Here is a 15,521-nt window from a genome sequence, read left to right as displayed (position 1 = left end):
CTCTTTACTTTTTTTTTTCGTGGTGTATAATTAAAAAGCACTAGATGTTGTGTTTGAGAAATTGTGTATACAAAATATAGAAGAGGTTAAGGTGACAGGAATGATTAAAGTTCAAAAACGTGATGGCAGAATGGTCGATTATGATCGGGAGAAAATCATTAGAGCAATACAGAAGGCGAATGCGGAAGTAGAGCTTTCTGAGCAGGCTAGTGAAGATATGATCCATTCCATTCTGGATTTTGTTGAAGATCACGCGGGGGATGTGATTAATGTAGAGACCATTCAGGATATGATTGAGAGCGGTCTTGTTAATAAAAACAAATACACCCTTTCCAAGAAGTATATCATATACCGTTACCAGAGAGAATTGCTTAGAAAAGCCAATACCACGGACGAGTCTATTTTAAAGCTGATCAAGAATGAGAATAAAGAGCTTGCAGAGGAGAATTCCAATAAAAACACCATTCTTGCCTCCACGCAAAGGGATTATATTGCAGGAGAGGTATCCAGAGACTTAACGAAGAGAATGCTGCTTCCGGAACGGATTTCTCTGGCACATGAGCAGGGAGCCATTCATTTCCATGATGCGGATTATTTCGTACAGCCCATTTTTAACTGCTGTCTGATCAATATCGGTGATATGCTGGACAACGGTACGGTGATGAATGAAAAGATGATCGAAAGCCCTAAAAGCTTTCAGGTGGCGTGTACTGTTATGACTCAGATCATTGCAGCGGTTGCCAGCAACCAGTACGGCGGCCAGTCCGTGGATATCCGCCATTTGGGAAAATATTTAAGAAAGAGCAACGATAAATTCCGTAAGCAGATCCAGGAAGAATTTGGCGATTCCGTGACAAAAGATGTGGTGGAAAAGATGGCAACCATCCGTCTGCGTGATGAATTGAAGTCCGGTGTGCAGACCATTCAGTATCAGATCAACACGCTGATGACCACCAACGGTCAGGCTCCTTTTGTAACGTTGTTCTTATATCTTGACGATAAGGATGAATACATTGAAGAGAATGCCATGATCGTAGAGGAAATTCTTCGTCAAAGACTTGAGGGGATTAAGAATGAAGCAGGCGTGTACGTGACTCCTGCATTCCCTAAGCTGATCTATGTGCTTGATGAGAATAACTGTTTAAAGGGCGGCAGATACGACTACATTACAAAGCTTGCGGTGAAATGTTCTTCCAAACGTATGTACCCGGATTACATTTCAGCAAAAAAGATGAGAGAGAACTATGAAGGCAATGTATTCAGCTGTATGGGATGCAGAAGCTTTCTCTCCACATGGAAAGATGAGAATGGCAACTATAAGTTTGAAGGAAGATTCAACCAGGGTGTTGTAAGTATCAATCTTCCTCAGATCGGAATTCTTGCCAACGGAGACGAAGAAACGTTTTGGAAGCTCCTTGATGAGCGCCTGGAGTTAAGCTATGAAGCACTGATGTGCAGACATAAGTCTCTGGAGGGAACCCTTTCTGATGTAAGCCCCATTCACTGGCAGTACGGTGCCATTGCAAGACTGAAAAAAGGAGAGAAGATCGACAAGCTGTTAAAAGATGGTTATTCAACCATTTCCCTGGGTTACATCGGTCTTTATGAGACAACCAAGCTTATGAAAGGAACCAGCCATACGACAAAGGAAGGCGAGGAATTTGCCCTCCGTGTCATGAATCATATGCGGGAAGCGGTCGATCTCTGGAAATCACAGACTGGCCTTGGTTTTGGTTTATACGGAACACCGGCAGAATCTCTTTGCTACCGGTTTGCTAAAATTGACCGGGAGCGTTTTGGAGTCATTCCTGATGTTACGGATAAAGGGTATTACACCAATTCCTACCACGTGGATGTGCGGGAGCATATTGATGCCTTCAGAAAGTTTACCTTTGAAAGCCAGTTTCAGGAGATTTCTTCCGGCGGCGCGATTTCCTATGTGGAAGTGCCGAATATGAGCAACAATCTGGAAGCGTTGGAAGAAGTGGTGAAATTCATATATGACAATATACAGTATGCAGAATTTAATACAAAGTCTGACTACTGTCAGGAATGTGGGTTTGACGGAGAGATTATCATCAACGATGATATGGAATGGGAATGCCCACAGTGCCATAACAAGGACAGGGACCGCATGAATGTGACCAGAAGGACCTGTGGTTACCTTGGAGAGAATTTCTGGAACACCGGCAAGACAAAAGAAATCAAATCCAGAGTTCTTCACTTATAGGAGGCAGATCATGAAATATGCGACCATAAAGCCCACCGATGTGGCCAACGGACCAGGAGTAAGGGTGTCTCTGTTTGTCAGCGGCTGTACGCATTTCTGCGAGGGTTGTTTTAACTCTGAGGCATGGGATTTTGATTACGGACAGGAATTTACAGAAGAAACCATGGAAACCATACTGGGGTATCTGGATCACAATTATATCGCCGGATTCAGCCTTTTGGGAGGAGAGCCCATGCATCCTTCCAACCAGAAGGCTCTGGTCCCCCTTGTGGAAAAAATAAAAGAGCGTTTCCCGGAGAAGACCATCTGGTGTTATACCGGTTATGACTTTGAAAAGGATATAGTAGGAGACATGGCAGAGCGTCTGCCGGAGACAAAGCGGCTGATTTCTTATTTCGATGTGATGGTAGATGGAAAGTTCCAGTTGGAAAAGAAAGATTTAAAGCTTCGGTTTAAGGGGTCCTCCAATCAGAGGATCATTAAGGTACCCGAATCTCTTGCTAAGAAACAAATCGTATTGTGGGAATAAAGAACAGGGCGTTTGCTGTGGACCGTAAGGTCTGGCAAAACGTCCTGTTTTATTTGTTTGAAAGCCTTATGATTGTTCCGTGATTGTATTCTTACGAAAGGAAAGCCGGGAAAATGTCAGGTTGTGCTGGCGGCAGATCCTGCGGATTTCAATGATTCCGATGAGAAAAGCCATTGCTCCTGTGGCAGTATTGCTGATTGCCATCACAAGGCCAAGGCTGGTACTGCCAAGGTCCGTATAGTTCTGTAAAAGCCAGAGCACAGGTACACGGAAAATGAAAACCCGGCAAAAGTTAAGGGTCAGGGTGATCTTGGTCTTTCCGAATCCGTATAACAGAGCAAGAACCGAGGAATTTATTCCCAGCGGAATGGCACCATATGCTTCATACCGGTAGATGGAGGAAATCATTGTTCTGAATTCTTTATCATTTCCGGCAAACAGACTGCTGATCTGGTGTAGAAATAAAAGGGAAAAGGACATAAGTACTGCACCGATTATCACGTTGATGACCAAAATGCACCCAAAGGCTTTTAAGGCCCGTTTGGGTTTTCCGGCGCCCATGCTCTGGCTGATAATGGCAGAGCCGCCCTCCTGAAACCCCATCTGAGGCATGGTAGTGATTCCCCCGATGTTGTTGGAAATCCCAAGAGCGCCTACGGTCAGAGAACTGTATATGGTACTCATGGAGTTTATGATAACTTTTCCAAAGGAAAACGCCATTTTTTCCATAATGACCGGAATGGAAAGAGTGATCATCGGTTTGGTGACCAATGGTTTTAAGCTGATGCTGTGAACCGAAAAGCCAAACGCATTGTCCTTCTCGTTTAAATTAACCATAGCGGCAGACAAAAGAAAACACTGGGAAATTATTGTCGCTACGGAAATCATATTGATCCCCGAATTCAGTACATAAACAAACAGGGCGGTCATGGTCAGCTTAATGGCAATAACTCCTATATTCAAGTGCAGAATCCTCTTGGAGTTTCCCCGGGCACGTTCAATGGCGATGTAAACGTTATTAAAAAAGTTTATGACCATTCCCACCAGTTCCAGCCGGAAATACTGGGTTCCCTCAGCAATAAAGCTGTCCGGTGTTTTTGCAAATCTTAAAAACTCAGGCGCAAGGGGAATTAAAAGAATCAGGATAACGCCCCCTAAGATCCCGCACATGGCAAACAGGCTGCTGACCCGTTTTTTTACCAGTCCAAAATCACCAGCACCGTAGGCTTCACTGATCTTTAGGCTGGAACCGATGGCAAGACCGCCGCCCAAGGCGGAAAGCGTCAAATTGATCTGAGATAAATAAGCCACCGCTGAGACAGAAGTGGCGCTGATGTGGGCCGCCATCATGGAGTCAAATATTTTAAAAAGCTGGTTTAAGCTCTGGTATAAGGCCAGTGGGAGGCCAACATAGAGGACCACTCTCCACATGTTGTCGTTTAATGCAAAATTCCGGAATTTTGCATCCTTGGCGGATAAGCTTGCTTTGACTGACATGGTTTCTCTCCTTTGAATGATTGATTCTTAATGCATGAATAAGCATAATTCAAAGAAGCGTAAAAAGATACGAATAATCGGTTGTATTTAAAAAAAACTACAGAAAATTTGTCGGGTTCAACCCCTTTGTTTTCATGAATGTTCACAAAACTCCCGTCTTGTGGTAAAATAAACCATAATGAAATTGGACAGGAGCGGATTATGGCAGAAAACCTTCATAAAAATGAAAAAACCAAATACCGTCTGGCTGACTCCATAAAGGAATGTATGAAAACCAAGCCTGTAGATAAGATCACGGTCCAGAACATCGTGGATGGCTGCGGGGTGACCAGACAAACCTTTTATCGGAATTTTAAAGACAAATATGATTTGATCAACTGGTATTTTGACAAGCTGGTGCTGGAATCTTTCGCTCAGATCGGAGTGGATAAAACGGTATGCCAGAGCTTGTGTGAGAAGTTCAGATTTATTAAAAAAGAAAAGATTTTCTTCACAGAAGCGTTCCGCTCTGACGATTACAATTCATTGAAAGAGCATGATTTTGAATTGATTACAGGATTCTATACGGAGCTTATGACCCGCAGAAAACAGGAGCCTCTATCTGAAGCGATCCAGTTTCTTTTGGAGATGTATTGCAGAGGTTCCGTTTACATGACGGTGAAGTGGGTTTTATCCGGAATGAAGCAAAGTCCGGAAGAGATGGCGCAAAGCCTGACAGAAGCCATGCCCCCCGGTCTGGCAGCCGTGTTTGCGGATATAGGACTGGTATAAATTATGGTATATATGTACAGAAAGAAAGTTACAACTCTAAGTTTATGTAACATTTGTTACAAAACAAAAGGATTGTAACTTTCTTTTTTAAAAATTTTTTGTTAAAATTATAACATAAAGAACTGGGAAATGCATTTAAAAAACACCCCAAGCGGAAAGAAAAGGAGAGATCATCATGGCAAACAGAATCGTATTAAATGAAACCTCATATCACGGCGCAGGTGCCATTCAGGAGATTCCCCAAGAGGTTAAAAAAAGAGGGTTTAAAAAAGCATTTGTTTCGTCTGATCCGGACTTGATTAGGTTTAACGTTACCTCCAAGGTTACAAAAATTCTGGAAGAAAACAAAATGGATTATGAGATCTATTCCGATATCAAACCCAATCCTACCATTGAGAATGTACAAAATGGCGTGGAAGCTTTTAAAAAGTCTGGAGCTGATTATATCATTGCCATTGGCGGCGGTTCTTCCATAGACACATCAAAGGCCATCGGTATCATTATTGCTAATCCGGAATTTGCTGATGTAAGAAGCCTGGAAGGCGCAGCCCCAACCAAAAAACCGAGCGTACCCATTATCGCTGTTCCCACCACGGCCGGTACAGCAGCAGAAGTAACCATTAACTATGTAATTACCGATGTGGAGAAAAAACGTAAATTTGTCTGTGTTGACCCTCATGATATTCCTGTGGTAGCAGTGGTGGACCCGGACATGATGGCAAGCATGCCTAAGGGCCTGACAGCAGCAACTGGCATGGATGCCTTGACTCATGCAATTGAAGGTTATATTACCAAGGGGGCCAATCCGATTACGGATATGTTCAACATTAAGGCAGTAGAACTCATTGCAAAAAGCTTGAGAGGTGCGGTGGACAATACTGCACAAGGCCGGGAGGGCATGGCGTTGGGCCAGTACATTACCGGTATGGGATTTTCAAACTGCGGTCTTGGGATCGTACATTCCATGGCTCATGCCCTGGGCGCTGTCTATGACACCCCTCATGGTGTGGGAAATGCCATTCTTCTACCAACCATTATGGAGTTCAACGCCAGCGAAACCGGAGAAAAATACCGCGATATCGCTAGGGCAATGGGTGTGGAAAATACAGAAACAATGACCAGTGAAGAATACCGCAGAGCAGCTGTGGAAGCAGTGAAGAAGCTTTCCGCAGATGTAGGGATACCCGCTGATCTAAAAGAGATCGTAAAAGAAGAAGATTTAGAGTTCCTGGCAGAATCTGCAGTTGCAGATGCCTGTGCACCAGGCAATCCAAAGGAAGCCAGCGTTGATGATATCATCAGACTTTACAGATCCCTTATGTAACCGTTGAATGTAAGAAAGCGGATCGTCTGGCTGTAAGGTATCTCCCGATCATAATGAAACCGTAAAAGGTGTCCTGAAATGGTTCCCAAGACCAGTCAGGATGCCTTTTTCATTACAGTCTCTTTTATAGGGGAATTCTATATAAAAACTGGATGCAAAAAAGAAAAAATAATGATATGATAAGCATACTAGGGGAGGAACTGAAAATGGGGTTATTGAACAAACACAAGAAAAATGAAGAAAAAAAGCCGGTGGAACAAAGGGATAAGACGACCAATGATTTTACAAAAGGAAATGTAGTGGGAAACATAATGAAGCTGGCCGTTCCCATGACCTTGGCACAGCTGGTCAATGTCCTTTACAATATTGTAGACAGAATCTTTATTGGAAGAATTCCTGAAAATGCCACACTGGCACTTACCGGTCTCGGACTTTGCCTGCCCATCGTATCCATTGTTATGGCATTTGCAAATCTGTTTGGTATGGGAGGTGCCCCATTATGTTCCATAGAAAGAGGACGGGGAAGCACCGACGAAGCTGAAAAAATCATGGGCAATTCTTTTATGCTTATGCTTTTGTTTGGAGTGTTGCTCACGGCAGTGGGGCTTATTTTTAAAAAGCCGCTGCTGTATTTGTTTGGAGCAAGTGATGCCACTTATCCATTTGCAGCACAGTTTGCGGAAATTTATCTCCTTGGAACGGTTTTTGTTATGGTTGGCCTTGGCATGAACAGCTTTATTAATTCCCAGGGCTTTGGCACCATGGGAATGATGACCGTACTTTTGGGGGCAGTCGTTAATATCATTCTGGACCCCATTTTTATTTTCTTTATGGATATGGGAGTCCGGGGAGCGGCGTTAGCAACTGTAATTGCCCAGCTCCTTTCCGCACTTTGGACCGTAAAGTTCCTTACAGGGAAAAAAGCCATACTCAAGCTGAAGCTGTCCTGTTTCCGTTTGGAAAAACACAGGGTGAAAAGCATTATAGGGCTTGGAATGTCAGGATTTACCATGAATGTTACCAACAGTTTTGTTCAGGTTCTCTACAATGCATCACTGCAGCAGTATGGCGGGGATTTATATGTAGGCGTCATGACCATCATCAATTCTGTTCGTGAAGTATTTATCATGCCGGTCAAAGGGGTCACAAACAGTGCCCAGCCCATTATGGGATTTAATTACGGAGCAGAAGCGTATGGAAGAGTCAAAAAGGCCATCGTATTCACCTCCATCGTTTCCATTGTGTACACGACGGCGGTGTGGGGACTAATTCATGGGTATCCGGAATTTTTTATCCGAATTTTCAACCAGGATCCGGAGTTGATAACCGCAGGGGTCCCGGCTATGAGAATCTACTATTTTGGGTTCTTCTTTATGTCTCTGCAAATTGCAGGCCAGTCCACCTTTGTGGCATTAGGAAAAGCGAGACAGGCTGTGTTCTTCTCGATTTTCCGCAAAGTGATCATCGTAGCTCCTTTGATCATCGCCATCCCTCTGCTTTTGGGAAATGGCATCTTTGGTGTCTTTATGGCAGAACCGGTCTCCAATTTCATCGGCGGCGGTGCCTGCTTTATCACGATGCTCTTAACGGTATGGCCGGAACTTAACAAAAAAATAAAGAAGAAAAATGCATCATAAAATTCCAATTTTGCAGGGCAATCGGCGTAAAAATTCTTGACAGCCCGCATTTTTTGGAACATAATGATAAACAATTATAAACTGACAGATATGCCGGTGTGGGAAAGGAAGAGAATAATATGCAGAAAATCACAATCGAGAAAACAACTTGCCCTAAGGAAAAACCGGGCAAAGAGAATCCTTTAACCTTTGGTACCATATTTACGGATCATATGTTTGAGATGGATTACGAAGAAGGAAAAGGCTGGTATGATCCGAGGATTGTTCCTTATCATAAGCTGGAGCTGGAGCCGTCCGCCATGGTGTTCCATTACGGACAGGAGATGTTTGAAGGTTTGAAGGCTTATAAAACGGAAGACGGAAGGATTTTACTGTTCCGTCCCAATAAGAACATAGAGCGTGCCAACCGCAGCAACAACCGTCTTTGCATTCCTGAGATTCCGGAAGATTTGTTTTTAGAGGCATTGAAGGAAGTGGTAAAGGCAGATCAGGACTGGATTCCCACAAAACCGGGAACTTCCCTTTACATCAGACCGTTTGTTATTGCTACGGATCCGTTTCTTGGGGTAAGACCCTCCCATACTTATAAGTTCATGATCATTTTGTCCCCGGTAGGTGCTTACTATGCCAGCGGCCTTGATCCTGTTAAGATATGGATCGAAGATGAGTATGTAAGAGCGGTGAAAGGAGGCATCGGAGAGGCAAAGACCGGAGGAAATTATGTTGCTTCCCTGGCATCCCAGGTAAAAGCCCATGAAGAAGGATATTCTCAGGTGCTGTGGCTTGACGGAGTTCACCGCAAGTATATTGAAGAAGTTGGAGCCATGAATATTTTCTTCAAAATCAACGGCGTCGTAATCACACCTGAATTAAACGGAAGCATTCTTCCGGGAGTTACGAGAGACTCTGTCATTGCCCTTTGCAGGGAGTGGGGCGTTCCGGTGGAGGAACGCCAGGTTTCTGTTGACGAAGTGGTTGCTGCAGCAAAAAACGGAACAATGGAAGAATGTTTCGGGACCGGTACAGCGGCCGTTATTTCCCCGGTAGGAGAACTGCGTTTTGAAGAAGACCGGATGTCCATCGGCGGCGGAAAGATCGGAGAACTGACACAGAAGTTTTATGATACCATCACTGGTATCCAGCTTGGTAAAATAGAAGGTCCAAAGGGCTGGAGTGTTGAAGTAAAATAAGCTTTTATAAGAAGATTCAAAGAAGACAGGGCCTTTGCCATGGTCAATAGGTCCGGGTATAATGTGGGGGACGTATTCCCTGGCACCTTTTGAATTGGAAATTCGCAGGGCTTTGGCTGGCAGTACTCATTCTTCTTTTATGAATAAAATATTATCAAGAAGCTTGACAAACTGCGTTACCATGCTATAATCTAGTCATAGAAACAATATAGAAAACGCAATGACAAGAACAGTATCATGACAGGAACGTTCAGAGAGAAGCACGTTTGGTGAGAGTGCTTTACCGGAATGCTATGAGAAGACCATCTTGGAGCGTCCCTTAATCGGGAACGGTGATTCCGTTATCATCAAATGAAGTGGTTTGAACATTTTTGTTCACTCAAGCTAGGGTGGAACCGCGATTTATTATGATTAATCGTCCCTTTCTGTATGGAAGCATATGGAAAGGGGCTTTTTTTGTCTCATTAGGAAATGATGTCCGAAGAGATAAAAGGACCTCCTATAGAAGGTCTGTGACGCTTCAGAGATCTATGTCACTAAAGTGTCGGCGATAGTGCCTGACAAGTCAGACGCTATCATGTTTGGAAATAGAATATTTCACAACAACGTAAAGGAGATTGATGGTAAATGAAAATTACATTAAAAGACGGCTCAGTCAAAGAGTATGAACATGCTTTATCCGTGATCGAAATCGCTTCTGATATAAGCGAGGGCCTGGCAAGGAATGCCTGTGCAGGCGAAATAGATGGAAAGGTAGTAGATTTGAGAACAGTCGTTGATCGCGACTGCAATTTAAGCATATTAACGGTGAGTGATCCTGCTGGACTTTCGGCTTACCGCCATACAGCCAGCCATATACTGGCTCAGGCCGTTAAGAGACTTTACCCGGAGGCAAAGCTTGCCATCGGCCCCTCCATTGAAAATGGTTTTTATTATGATTTTGATATTCCCTCTTTTTCAAGAGAAGATCTGGATAAGATCGAAGCTGAGATGAAGAAGGTCATAAAAGAAGGAGCAAAGATCGAACGCTTTACTCTTCCAAGGGATGAAGCCATTAAATTTATGGAAGAAAAGGGTGAACCATATAAAGTAGAGCTGATCCGGGATCTTCCTGAGGGCGAAGAAATCTCTTTCTACCGTCAGGGTGATTTTACAGATTTATGTGCAGGTCCTCACTTGATGAGTACAAAATCCATTAAGGCATTCAAGCTTACCTCCTCCTCCGGTGCTTACTGGAGAGGCAGCGAAAAAAATGCCATGCTGACACGTGTATACGGAACTGCTTTTGCAAAGAAGGATGAATTAAACGAATACCTGGAATATTTAGCAAATATCAAAAACCGTGACCATAACAAGCTGGGCCGGGATCTTGAACTTTTTGCAACTGTTGATGTAATTGGTCAGGGACTTCCTCTTCTGATGCCTAAGGGCGCAAAGATCATCCAGACCTTGCAGAGATGGATCGAGGATGAAGAAGAGAAGAGAGGCTACATGAGAACAAAAACACCTCTCATGGCCAAAAAGGACTTGTATGTGATTTCCGATCACTGGGATCATTATAAAGAGGGAATGTTTGTTTTGGGAGATGAGGAAACAGATGAAGAGGTATTTGCCCTTCGTCCCATGACCTGTCCATTCCAGTATTATGTATACAAACAAAGCCAGAAATCCTATCGTGATCTGCCATGCAGATACGGCGAGACCTCCACATTATTCCGCAATGAGGACTCCGGCGAAATGCACGGTCTTACCCGTGTCCGCCAGTTTACCATTTCCGAAGGCCATCTTATTGTCCGCCCGGATCAGATTGAAGAGGAATTCAAAGGCTGTGTGGATTTAGCCAAATACTGTCTGACCACTCTGGGACTGGAAGGGGATGTCACTTACCGGATGTCCAAGTGGGATCCGGAGAATGCCGACCACTATATGGGAAATGCCCAGATGTGGGATGAAGTGCAGGATATGATGCGCAAGATTCTTGATCATATTGGAATTGAATATACGGAAGCAGTAGGAGAAGCTGCATTCTATGGACCAAAGCTTGATATTCAGGCCAAGAATGTGTACGGTAAGGAAGATACCATGATTACCATTCAGCTTGATATGTTTCTTGCAGAACGTTTTGATATGAGCTTCGTGGATAAAGACGGAACAAAAAAACGTCCTTATATTATTCACAGAACTTCCCTCGGCTGCTATGAGAGAACTCTTGCATGGCTCATCGAAAAGTATGAGGCTGCATTCCCCACCTGGTTATGTCCGGAGCAGGTCCGCGTGCTTCCTATTTCCGAGAAATATCATGAATATGCTCAGAAAGTGGTATCACAGTTAAAAGACAACGGAATCCAGGCCACTGTTGATGAACGTGCAGAAAAAATTGGTTATAAGATCAGAGAAGCCCGTCTGGATAAACTTCCATATATGCTGGTTGTTGGTCAGAAGGAAGAAGAGGAGGGTGTGGTATCTGTCCGCAGCCGCTTTAATGGTGACGAGGGCCAGCGTCCGCTTAAAGATTTCATTGATGATATCTGCCGTGAGATCCGAACCAAGGAAATCAAAAAGGTAACTGTAACAGAAGAAAAAAAATAAATTTCCGAAGTGGAATCATAACCGGGAAGGATTCTATTTGAAAGAATAGTTTCCTTCCCGGTTGTGCATACTACCTCCTGAAATAATATCTCAATAAGAATGCCAGGAGGAAACGTGCCATGACAAAATTGGATTGCAATGTTACAAACTGTCTCCACAATTCTGATAATTATTGCTGTAAATCAGCCATTATCGTTGAAGGTAATCAGGCGAAGGACAGCTATGAAACCTGCTGCGGCAGCTTTGATGAAAACCGGGATGGTTCTTTCCACAATTTATTTAAAACTCCGGAAAGCAGACTGGAAGTGGATTGTGAAGCAGTAAACTGCGTTTATAATGAAGGACGCCATTGCTCCGCAGAGCATATTGGAATTGCAGGAGATGGAGCACAGCAAGCGGAACATACCGAATGCGCTACGTTTAAAACCAGATAAAATCAGTAAAAAGATACGTCAGGAAAGCGGCTGACGTATCTTTCTATTTTCAATTCGCAAAAAAAACTTGACAGATAGATAAATATATAGTATTATACTCTAAGTTGTGGAAACAACAGACAGGAAAGTAGGTATCCGCCTCACCATGGCACGAGCAAGTGTCCTTGGTTCATAGCCTTTGATACATAGGTGTTCTGTGTAGAGACTTTGGTGGTGGATAGCGTTTGTCTATCTACTTTTTTTGTGCCTATGGGCAAGTAATGTGGATTCCGACCAACACACACTATATTATGGAGGTGCACGACAATTAGCGATTTAATGATTAATGAACAGATCAGAGATAAAGATATTCTGTTGATTGGTGAGAACGGAGAGAAATTAGGCATCATGCCTACCAAAGATGCTTTGCAGATGGCAAAGGAAGCAGAACTCGACTTGGTTAAGATTGCTCCGACTGCAAAACCACCGGTTTGTAAGATTATCGATTACGGTAAATATCGCTATGAACTGGCAAGAAAAGAAAAAGAAGCTAAAAAGAAACAGAAGGTAATCGAAATTAAAGAAGTTCGCTTATCTCCTAATATTGATACAAATGATTTGAACACAAAGATGGGCGCCGCAAGGAAGTTCCTCGAAAAGGGAGATAAAGTTAAGGTAACCTTACGTTTCAGAGGTCGTGAGATGGCGCATATGTCAAAGTCCAGATATATTTTAGATGATTTCGCTGAGAAGCTGTCTGATATAGCTACAATTGATAAGCCATCTAAAGTGGAAGGAAGAAGCATGGTTATGTTTTTAACCGCAAAACGCTAAAAGAACATTATCAAGGAGGAAAATACAATGCCTAAATTAAAAACAAGCAAATCGGCTGCAAAGCGTTTCAAAGTTACAGGAACAGGAAAGCTTGTAAGAAATAAAGCTTACAAATCTCACATCTTAACTAAGAAATCTACTAAGAGAAAAAGAAATCTTAGAAAAGATATCGTTACAGATGCAACTAACGCAAAAGTAATGAAGAAGATTTTACCATATTTATAGAATCTTGAGTTAAGAAGGAGGAAAAACCGATGGCAAGAATTAAAGGCGGTATGAACGCTAAGAAAAAACATAACAGAGTGTTAAAGATGGCTAAAGGCTACAGAGGCGCTCGTTCCAAACAGTATAGAGTAGCAAAACAGTCCGTAATGAGAGCATTAACAAGCTCTTACGCAGGCAGAAAAGAAAGAAAGAGACAGTTCAGACAGTTATGGATTGCCCGTATTAACGCAGCAGCTCGTATTAATGGCGTATCCTATAGTGTATTTATGCATGGATTGAAATTAGCCGGTGTTGACTTAAACAGAAAAGTCCTGGCTGATATGGCTGTGAATGACGCAGAAGGCTTTGCAAAATTAGCAGAACTGGTTAAATCCAAAGTGGCTTAATCGTATATAAAAACCCCGAAAAACTTTATGGTTTGCGGGGTTTTTGTTATAGAAACGTTAGGTTTATAAGTTTTTATTTTATAGATTTTGCTTCTGCTTCCGTCAGAAGGTCTACATATGCATTCCTTAATTCTTCCTCTGCAGAGCAATGCTGCATATAATACCAGTCTGTAACCTTTTTGGTTATTTCTTCATCGCTTCCTTCTGCCTTAAAAGGATATACTACGATTAATTTATCTGTATCTTTGTTTTTTAAACCTATTTTTTCTGCACTTTCAAGTTTTCCCATTTTGTTTTTCCTTTCTTAAACCAATTCAGCAATAAGCTTGCGTATTTGCTTGATTCATTCATTATAAATCACATAAATTTATATGTCAAAGGGAAATATGCATACTTTAATACGGCCGGTTCTCCATTCTTTTGTGGCTTATTAAGTGTTCTGTAGGATTTATTTCATAAGAACAAAAAAGCCATTTTTAACACCTTGTCTACAAATTCCATATAATGTAGTGTAACTATTTATGGAAAAGAGGTGAAATTTATGTGTTGCTTTAATTGGAATGGCCGTTGCTGTAATAACAACAATAATTGGTGGAATAACTGTAATAATAGTTGGAGCAGAAATTGTTGCGAACGAGAAAGAAGAGAAGCTTACTGTGCTGGTTTTAGAGATGGATGCCGGAACGCTTCATGCCGCTGGGGGAATTACTATAATGATGGCTGTAATTAGTTTTCTTTGTATGATAATTTTCTCATCAAACTAGTAAGGCAGCGTTCTAATTTTAGAACGCTGCCGATGCTTCATTCTTTAACCATCTAATAGAGTATCATAAAACTATAGATTGCAAATGGTCCGGGTTATTATACGGAACAGGTAAACATGTCGATGCGATTTAAAGAGATTCCAGTAAAGGACCAGCCGAATCTACGGTCCCAGCGAAAACCTGAAACGCTATTGCGCCAGATCTGAACCGGGAAAAACCAGAATTCCTGACCATTGCTCATCCATATATAGGTAAAACGCCCCATGCATTGCCGGATGGAGCCGGCATCTATGATTCTGGCTCCTGAACGTGTTTGAGCGGGCTTTTGGGGAGTTCTGGAAGGAGGTGGTCCCATTGGACCCGGTCCTCCGGGAGGATTCGTGTTAGGGGGAAATGGGGGCATTTGATTACATCCTTTATATTTTTTATTTGATAGTAATAATATATGAAAAAAGTTTATAGCAGTTAATACAAATTTTTCAACCAGGTATGCAATCCACCTCTTTATCTGGACATGATTCACATTTTGTCTGAGTTTGTCATATAATAACATATATAAATAGAAAAGAGGTGTATCGTATGGGCTGTTTTTGCGGGTGTTGTAATAATAGACGTAATTGGAATAGTTGCAGAGGTAATTGGAACAACAATTGCTGTTGCAATGATAACAATGCTTGTGAAGAGGAGAGAAGAAGGGCTTACTGGGCTGGTTTCCGGGACGGTTGTAATGATCCGAGATGCAGGTGGAGAAATAATAATGAGGACTGCAACTGTTAATAATAGAAAAAAGCGGAAAGTCTACAGGAGATGGAGACTTTCCGCTTACTAATATGGGTGCCTGAAGGCACCTAAGTACCACCTTGACAGGTATGTACGTTAAATCGTATTCCTTTAGATAAAAAAATATGCTATATCGTGAAAAAATCATTGAAACTTGCAAAATAAAAAACGTTCTTATTCGTGAAACAAAAACCCCGGATAGAAATACCGGGGGTTTTGCAAAAAAAATCACACTCAAAGTGTGACTGAAAACTCCCCGAGTAGGACTCGAACCTACGACCCAACGGTTAACAGCCGTTTGCTCTACCAACTGAGCTATCGAGGAATATATCATTTATTATACCCGAAAAGA

Annotated in this window: 15 protein-coding genes, 1 tRNA gene and 1 other annotated feature; of the genes, 12 read left to right on the top strand and 4 right to left on the bottom strand. The window is 42.4% G+C overall.

Features of this window, described 5'->3' with window-relative positions; translation table 11 throughout:
- The first annotated feature begins 100 nt into the window (after nt 1-100).
- Together nrdD and nrdG are read left to right on the top strand one after the other, a co-directional pair.
- The gene (gene nrdD, locus VIG27_RS10030; RefSeq protein WP_394522350.1) at nt 101-2,230 is read left to right on the top strand and encodes an anaerobic ribonucleoside-triphosphate reductase; all 2,130 of its coding nucleotides are present in this window, start codon (nt 101-103) and stop codon (nt 2,228-2,230) included.
- A gap of 10 nt (nt 2,231-2,240) precedes the next feature.
- Nucleotides 2,241-2,759, top strand: coding sequence for an anaerobic ribonucleoside-triphosphate reductase activating protein (gene nrdG / locus VIG27_RS10025; protein ID WP_394522349.1), 519 nt, complete (start codon nt 2,241-2,243; stop codon nt 2,757-2,759).
- Between the two features lie 66 nt (nt 2,760-2,825).
- Here the strand turns inward: nrdG and VIG27_RS10020 are convergent, their stop codons facing one another.
- Nucleotides 2,826-4,256, bottom strand: coding sequence for an MATE family efflux transporter (locus VIG27_RS10020; protein WP_394522348.1), 1,431 nt, complete (start codon nt 4,254-4,256; stop codon nt 2,826-2,828).
- A 201-nt stretch (nt 4,257-4,457) separates the two neighbouring features.
- Here VIG27_RS10020 and VIG27_RS10015 point away from each other — a divergent pair, with 201 nt between their 5' ends.
- From VIG27_RS10015 to rplT, 9 genes are all read left to right on the top strand, one after another.
- Nucleotides 4,458-5,027, top strand: a complete 570-nt coding sequence (locus VIG27_RS10015; RefSeq protein WP_394522347.1) for a TetR/AcrR family transcriptional regulator C-terminal domain-containing protein — start codon at nt 4,458-4,460, stop codon at nt 5,025-5,027.
- A gap of 175 nt (nt 5,028-5,202) precedes the next feature.
- The gene (fucO, locus tag VIG27_RS10010; protein WP_394522346.1) at nt 5,203-6,351 is read left to right on the top strand and encodes a lactaldehyde reductase; all 1,149 of its coding nucleotides are present in this window, start codon (nt 5,203-5,205) and stop codon (nt 6,349-6,351) included.
- 206 nt (nt 6,352-6,557) lie between these two features.
- Nucleotides 6,558-7,988: an MATE family efflux transporter gene (locus VIG27_RS10005; RefSeq protein ID WP_394522345.1), complete on the top strand. Its 1,431-nt coding sequence runs from the start codon at nt 6,558-6,560 to the stop codon at nt 7,986-7,988.
- 119 nt (nt 7,989-8,107) lie between these two features.
- Nucleotides 8,108-9,178: a branched-chain amino acid aminotransferase gene (locus VIG27_RS10000; RefSeq protein ID WP_394522344.1), complete on the top strand. Its 1,071-nt coding sequence runs from the start codon at nt 8,108-8,110 to the stop codon at nt 9,176-9,178.
- Nucleotides 9,179-9,389: 211 nt separating this feature from the next.
- Nucleotides 9,390-9,604 (top strand) — a binding site (T-box leader).
- 201 nt (nt 9,605-9,805) lie between these two features.
- Nucleotides 9,806-11,767, top strand: a complete 1,962-nt coding sequence (thrS, locus tag VIG27_RS09995; RefSeq protein WP_394522343.1) for a threonine--tRNA ligase — start codon at nt 9,806-9,808, stop codon at nt 11,765-11,767.
- Between the two features lie 119 nt (nt 11,768-11,886).
- Nucleotides 11,887-12,201 (top strand): DUF1540 domain-containing protein, encoded by a 315-nt coding sequence (locus VIG27_RS09990; RefSeq protein ID WP_394522342.1) that lies wholly within the window; start codon nt 11,887-11,889, stop codon nt 12,199-12,201.
- A 318-nt stretch (nt 12,202-12,519) separates the two neighbouring features.
- Nucleotides 12,520-13,014, top strand: a complete 495-nt coding sequence (gene infC / locus VIG27_RS09985; protein ID WP_394522341.1) for a translation initiation factor IF-3 — start codon at nt 12,520-12,522, stop codon at nt 13,012-13,014.
- Nucleotides 13,015-13,041: 27 nt separating this feature from the next.
- Complete coding sequence (gene rpmI / locus VIG27_RS09980; RefSeq protein WP_013272956.1) at nt 13,042-13,239, top strand: 50S ribosomal protein L35; 198 nt, start codon at nt 13,042-13,044, stop codon at nt 13,237-13,239.
- 29 nt (nt 13,240-13,268) lie between these two features.
- On the top strand, nt 13,269-13,625 hold the full coding sequence (gene rplT / locus VIG27_RS09975) for a 50S ribosomal protein L20 (protein ID WP_394522339.1): 357 nt from the start codon (nt 13,269-13,271) through the stop codon (nt 13,623-13,625).
- A 73-nt stretch (nt 13,626-13,698) separates the two neighbouring features.
- On the opposite strand, the gene VIG27_RS09970 is transcribed toward rplT, so the two are convergent.
- Nucleotides 13,699-13,914 (bottom strand): hypothetical protein, encoded by a 216-nt coding sequence (locus VIG27_RS09970; RefSeq protein WP_394522338.1) that lies wholly within the window; start codon nt 13,912-13,914, stop codon nt 13,699-13,701.
- A 271-nt stretch (nt 13,915-14,185) separates the two neighbouring features.
- On the opposite strand from VIG27_RS09970, the gene VIG27_RS09965 reads away from it, so the two are divergent.
- Nucleotides 14,186-14,389, top strand: a complete 204-nt coding sequence (locus VIG27_RS09965) for a hypothetical protein (protein ID WP_394522337.1) — start codon at nt 14,186-14,188, stop codon at nt 14,387-14,389.
- Nucleotides 14,390-14,486: 97 nt separating this feature from the next.
- On the opposite strand, the gene VIG27_RS09960 is transcribed toward VIG27_RS09965, so the two are convergent.
- Complete coding sequence (locus tag VIG27_RS09960; protein WP_394522336.1) at nt 14,487-14,744, bottom strand: hypothetical protein; 258 nt, start codon at nt 14,742-14,744, stop codon at nt 14,487-14,489.
- 677 nt (nt 14,745-15,421) lie between these two features.
- Nucleotides 15,422-15,494, bottom strand: a tRNA-Asn gene (locus VIG27_RS09955).
- Nucleotides 15,495-15,521: the final 27 nt, after the last annotated feature.

This window comes from Lacrimispora sinapis (genome assembly GCF_043633585.1).
Taxonomy (GTDB): domain Bacteria; phylum Bacillota; class Clostridia; order Lachnospirales; family Lachnospiraceae; genus Lacrimispora; species Lacrimispora sinapis.
This window is presented reverse-complemented; position numbering and strand designations above follow the sequence as displayed.

Excerpts from the sequence above, each read along its gene's own strand:
- nrdD (WP_394522350.1), top strand. The coding sequence starts at position 101 with ATGATTAAAGTTCAAAAACGTGATGGCAGAATGGTCGATTATGATCGG.
- nrdG (WP_394522349.1), top strand. The coding sequence starts at position 2,241 with ATGAAATATGCGACCATAAAGCCCACCGATGTGGCCAACGGACCAGGA.
- VIG27_RS10020 (WP_394522348.1), bottom strand. The coding sequence starts at position 4,256 with ATGTCAGTCAAAGCAAGCTTATCCGCCAAGGATGCAAAATTCCGGAAT.
- VIG27_RS10015 (WP_394522347.1), top strand. The coding sequence starts at position 4,458 with ATGGCAGAAAACCTTCATAAAAATGAAAAAACCAAATACCGTCTGGCT.
- fucO (WP_394522346.1), top strand. The coding sequence starts at position 5,203 with ATGGCAAACAGAATCGTATTAAATGAAACCTCATATCACGGCGCAGGT.
- VIG27_RS10005 (WP_394522345.1), top strand. The coding sequence starts at position 6,558 with ATGGGGTTATTGAACAAACACAAGAAAAATGAAGAAAAAAAGCCGGTG.
- VIG27_RS10000 (WP_394522344.1), top strand. The coding sequence starts at position 8,108 with ATGCAGAAAATCACAATCGAGAAAACAACTTGCCCTAAGGAAAAACCG.
- thrS (WP_394522343.1), top strand. The coding sequence starts at position 9,806 with ATGAAAATTACATTAAAAGACGGCTCAGTCAAAGAGTATGAACATGCT.
- VIG27_RS09990 (WP_394522342.1), top strand. The coding sequence starts at position 11,887 with ATGACAAAATTGGATTGCAATGTTACAAACTGTCTCCACAATTCTGAT.
- infC (WP_394522341.1), top strand. The coding sequence starts at position 12,520 with ATGATTAATGAACAGATCAGAGATAAAGATATTCTGTTGATTGGTGAG.
- rpmI (WP_013272956.1), top strand. The coding sequence starts at position 13,042 with ATGCCTAAATTAAAAACAAGCAAATCGGCTGCAAAGCGTTTCAAAGTT.
- rplT (WP_394522339.1), top strand. The coding sequence starts at position 13,269 with ATGGCAAGAATTAAAGGCGGTATGAACGCTAAGAAAAAACATAACAGA.
- VIG27_RS09970 (WP_394522338.1), bottom strand. The coding sequence starts at position 13,914 with ATGGGAAAACTTGAAAGTGCAGAAAAAATAGGTTTAAAAAACAAAGAT.
- VIG27_RS09965 (WP_394522337.1), top strand. The coding sequence starts at position 14,186 with ATGGCCGTTGCTGTAATAACAACAATAATTGGTGGAATAACTGTAATA.
- VIG27_RS09960 (WP_394522336.1), bottom strand. The coding sequence starts at position 14,744 with ATGGGACCACCTCCTTCCAGAACTCCCCAAAAGCCCGCTCAAACACGT.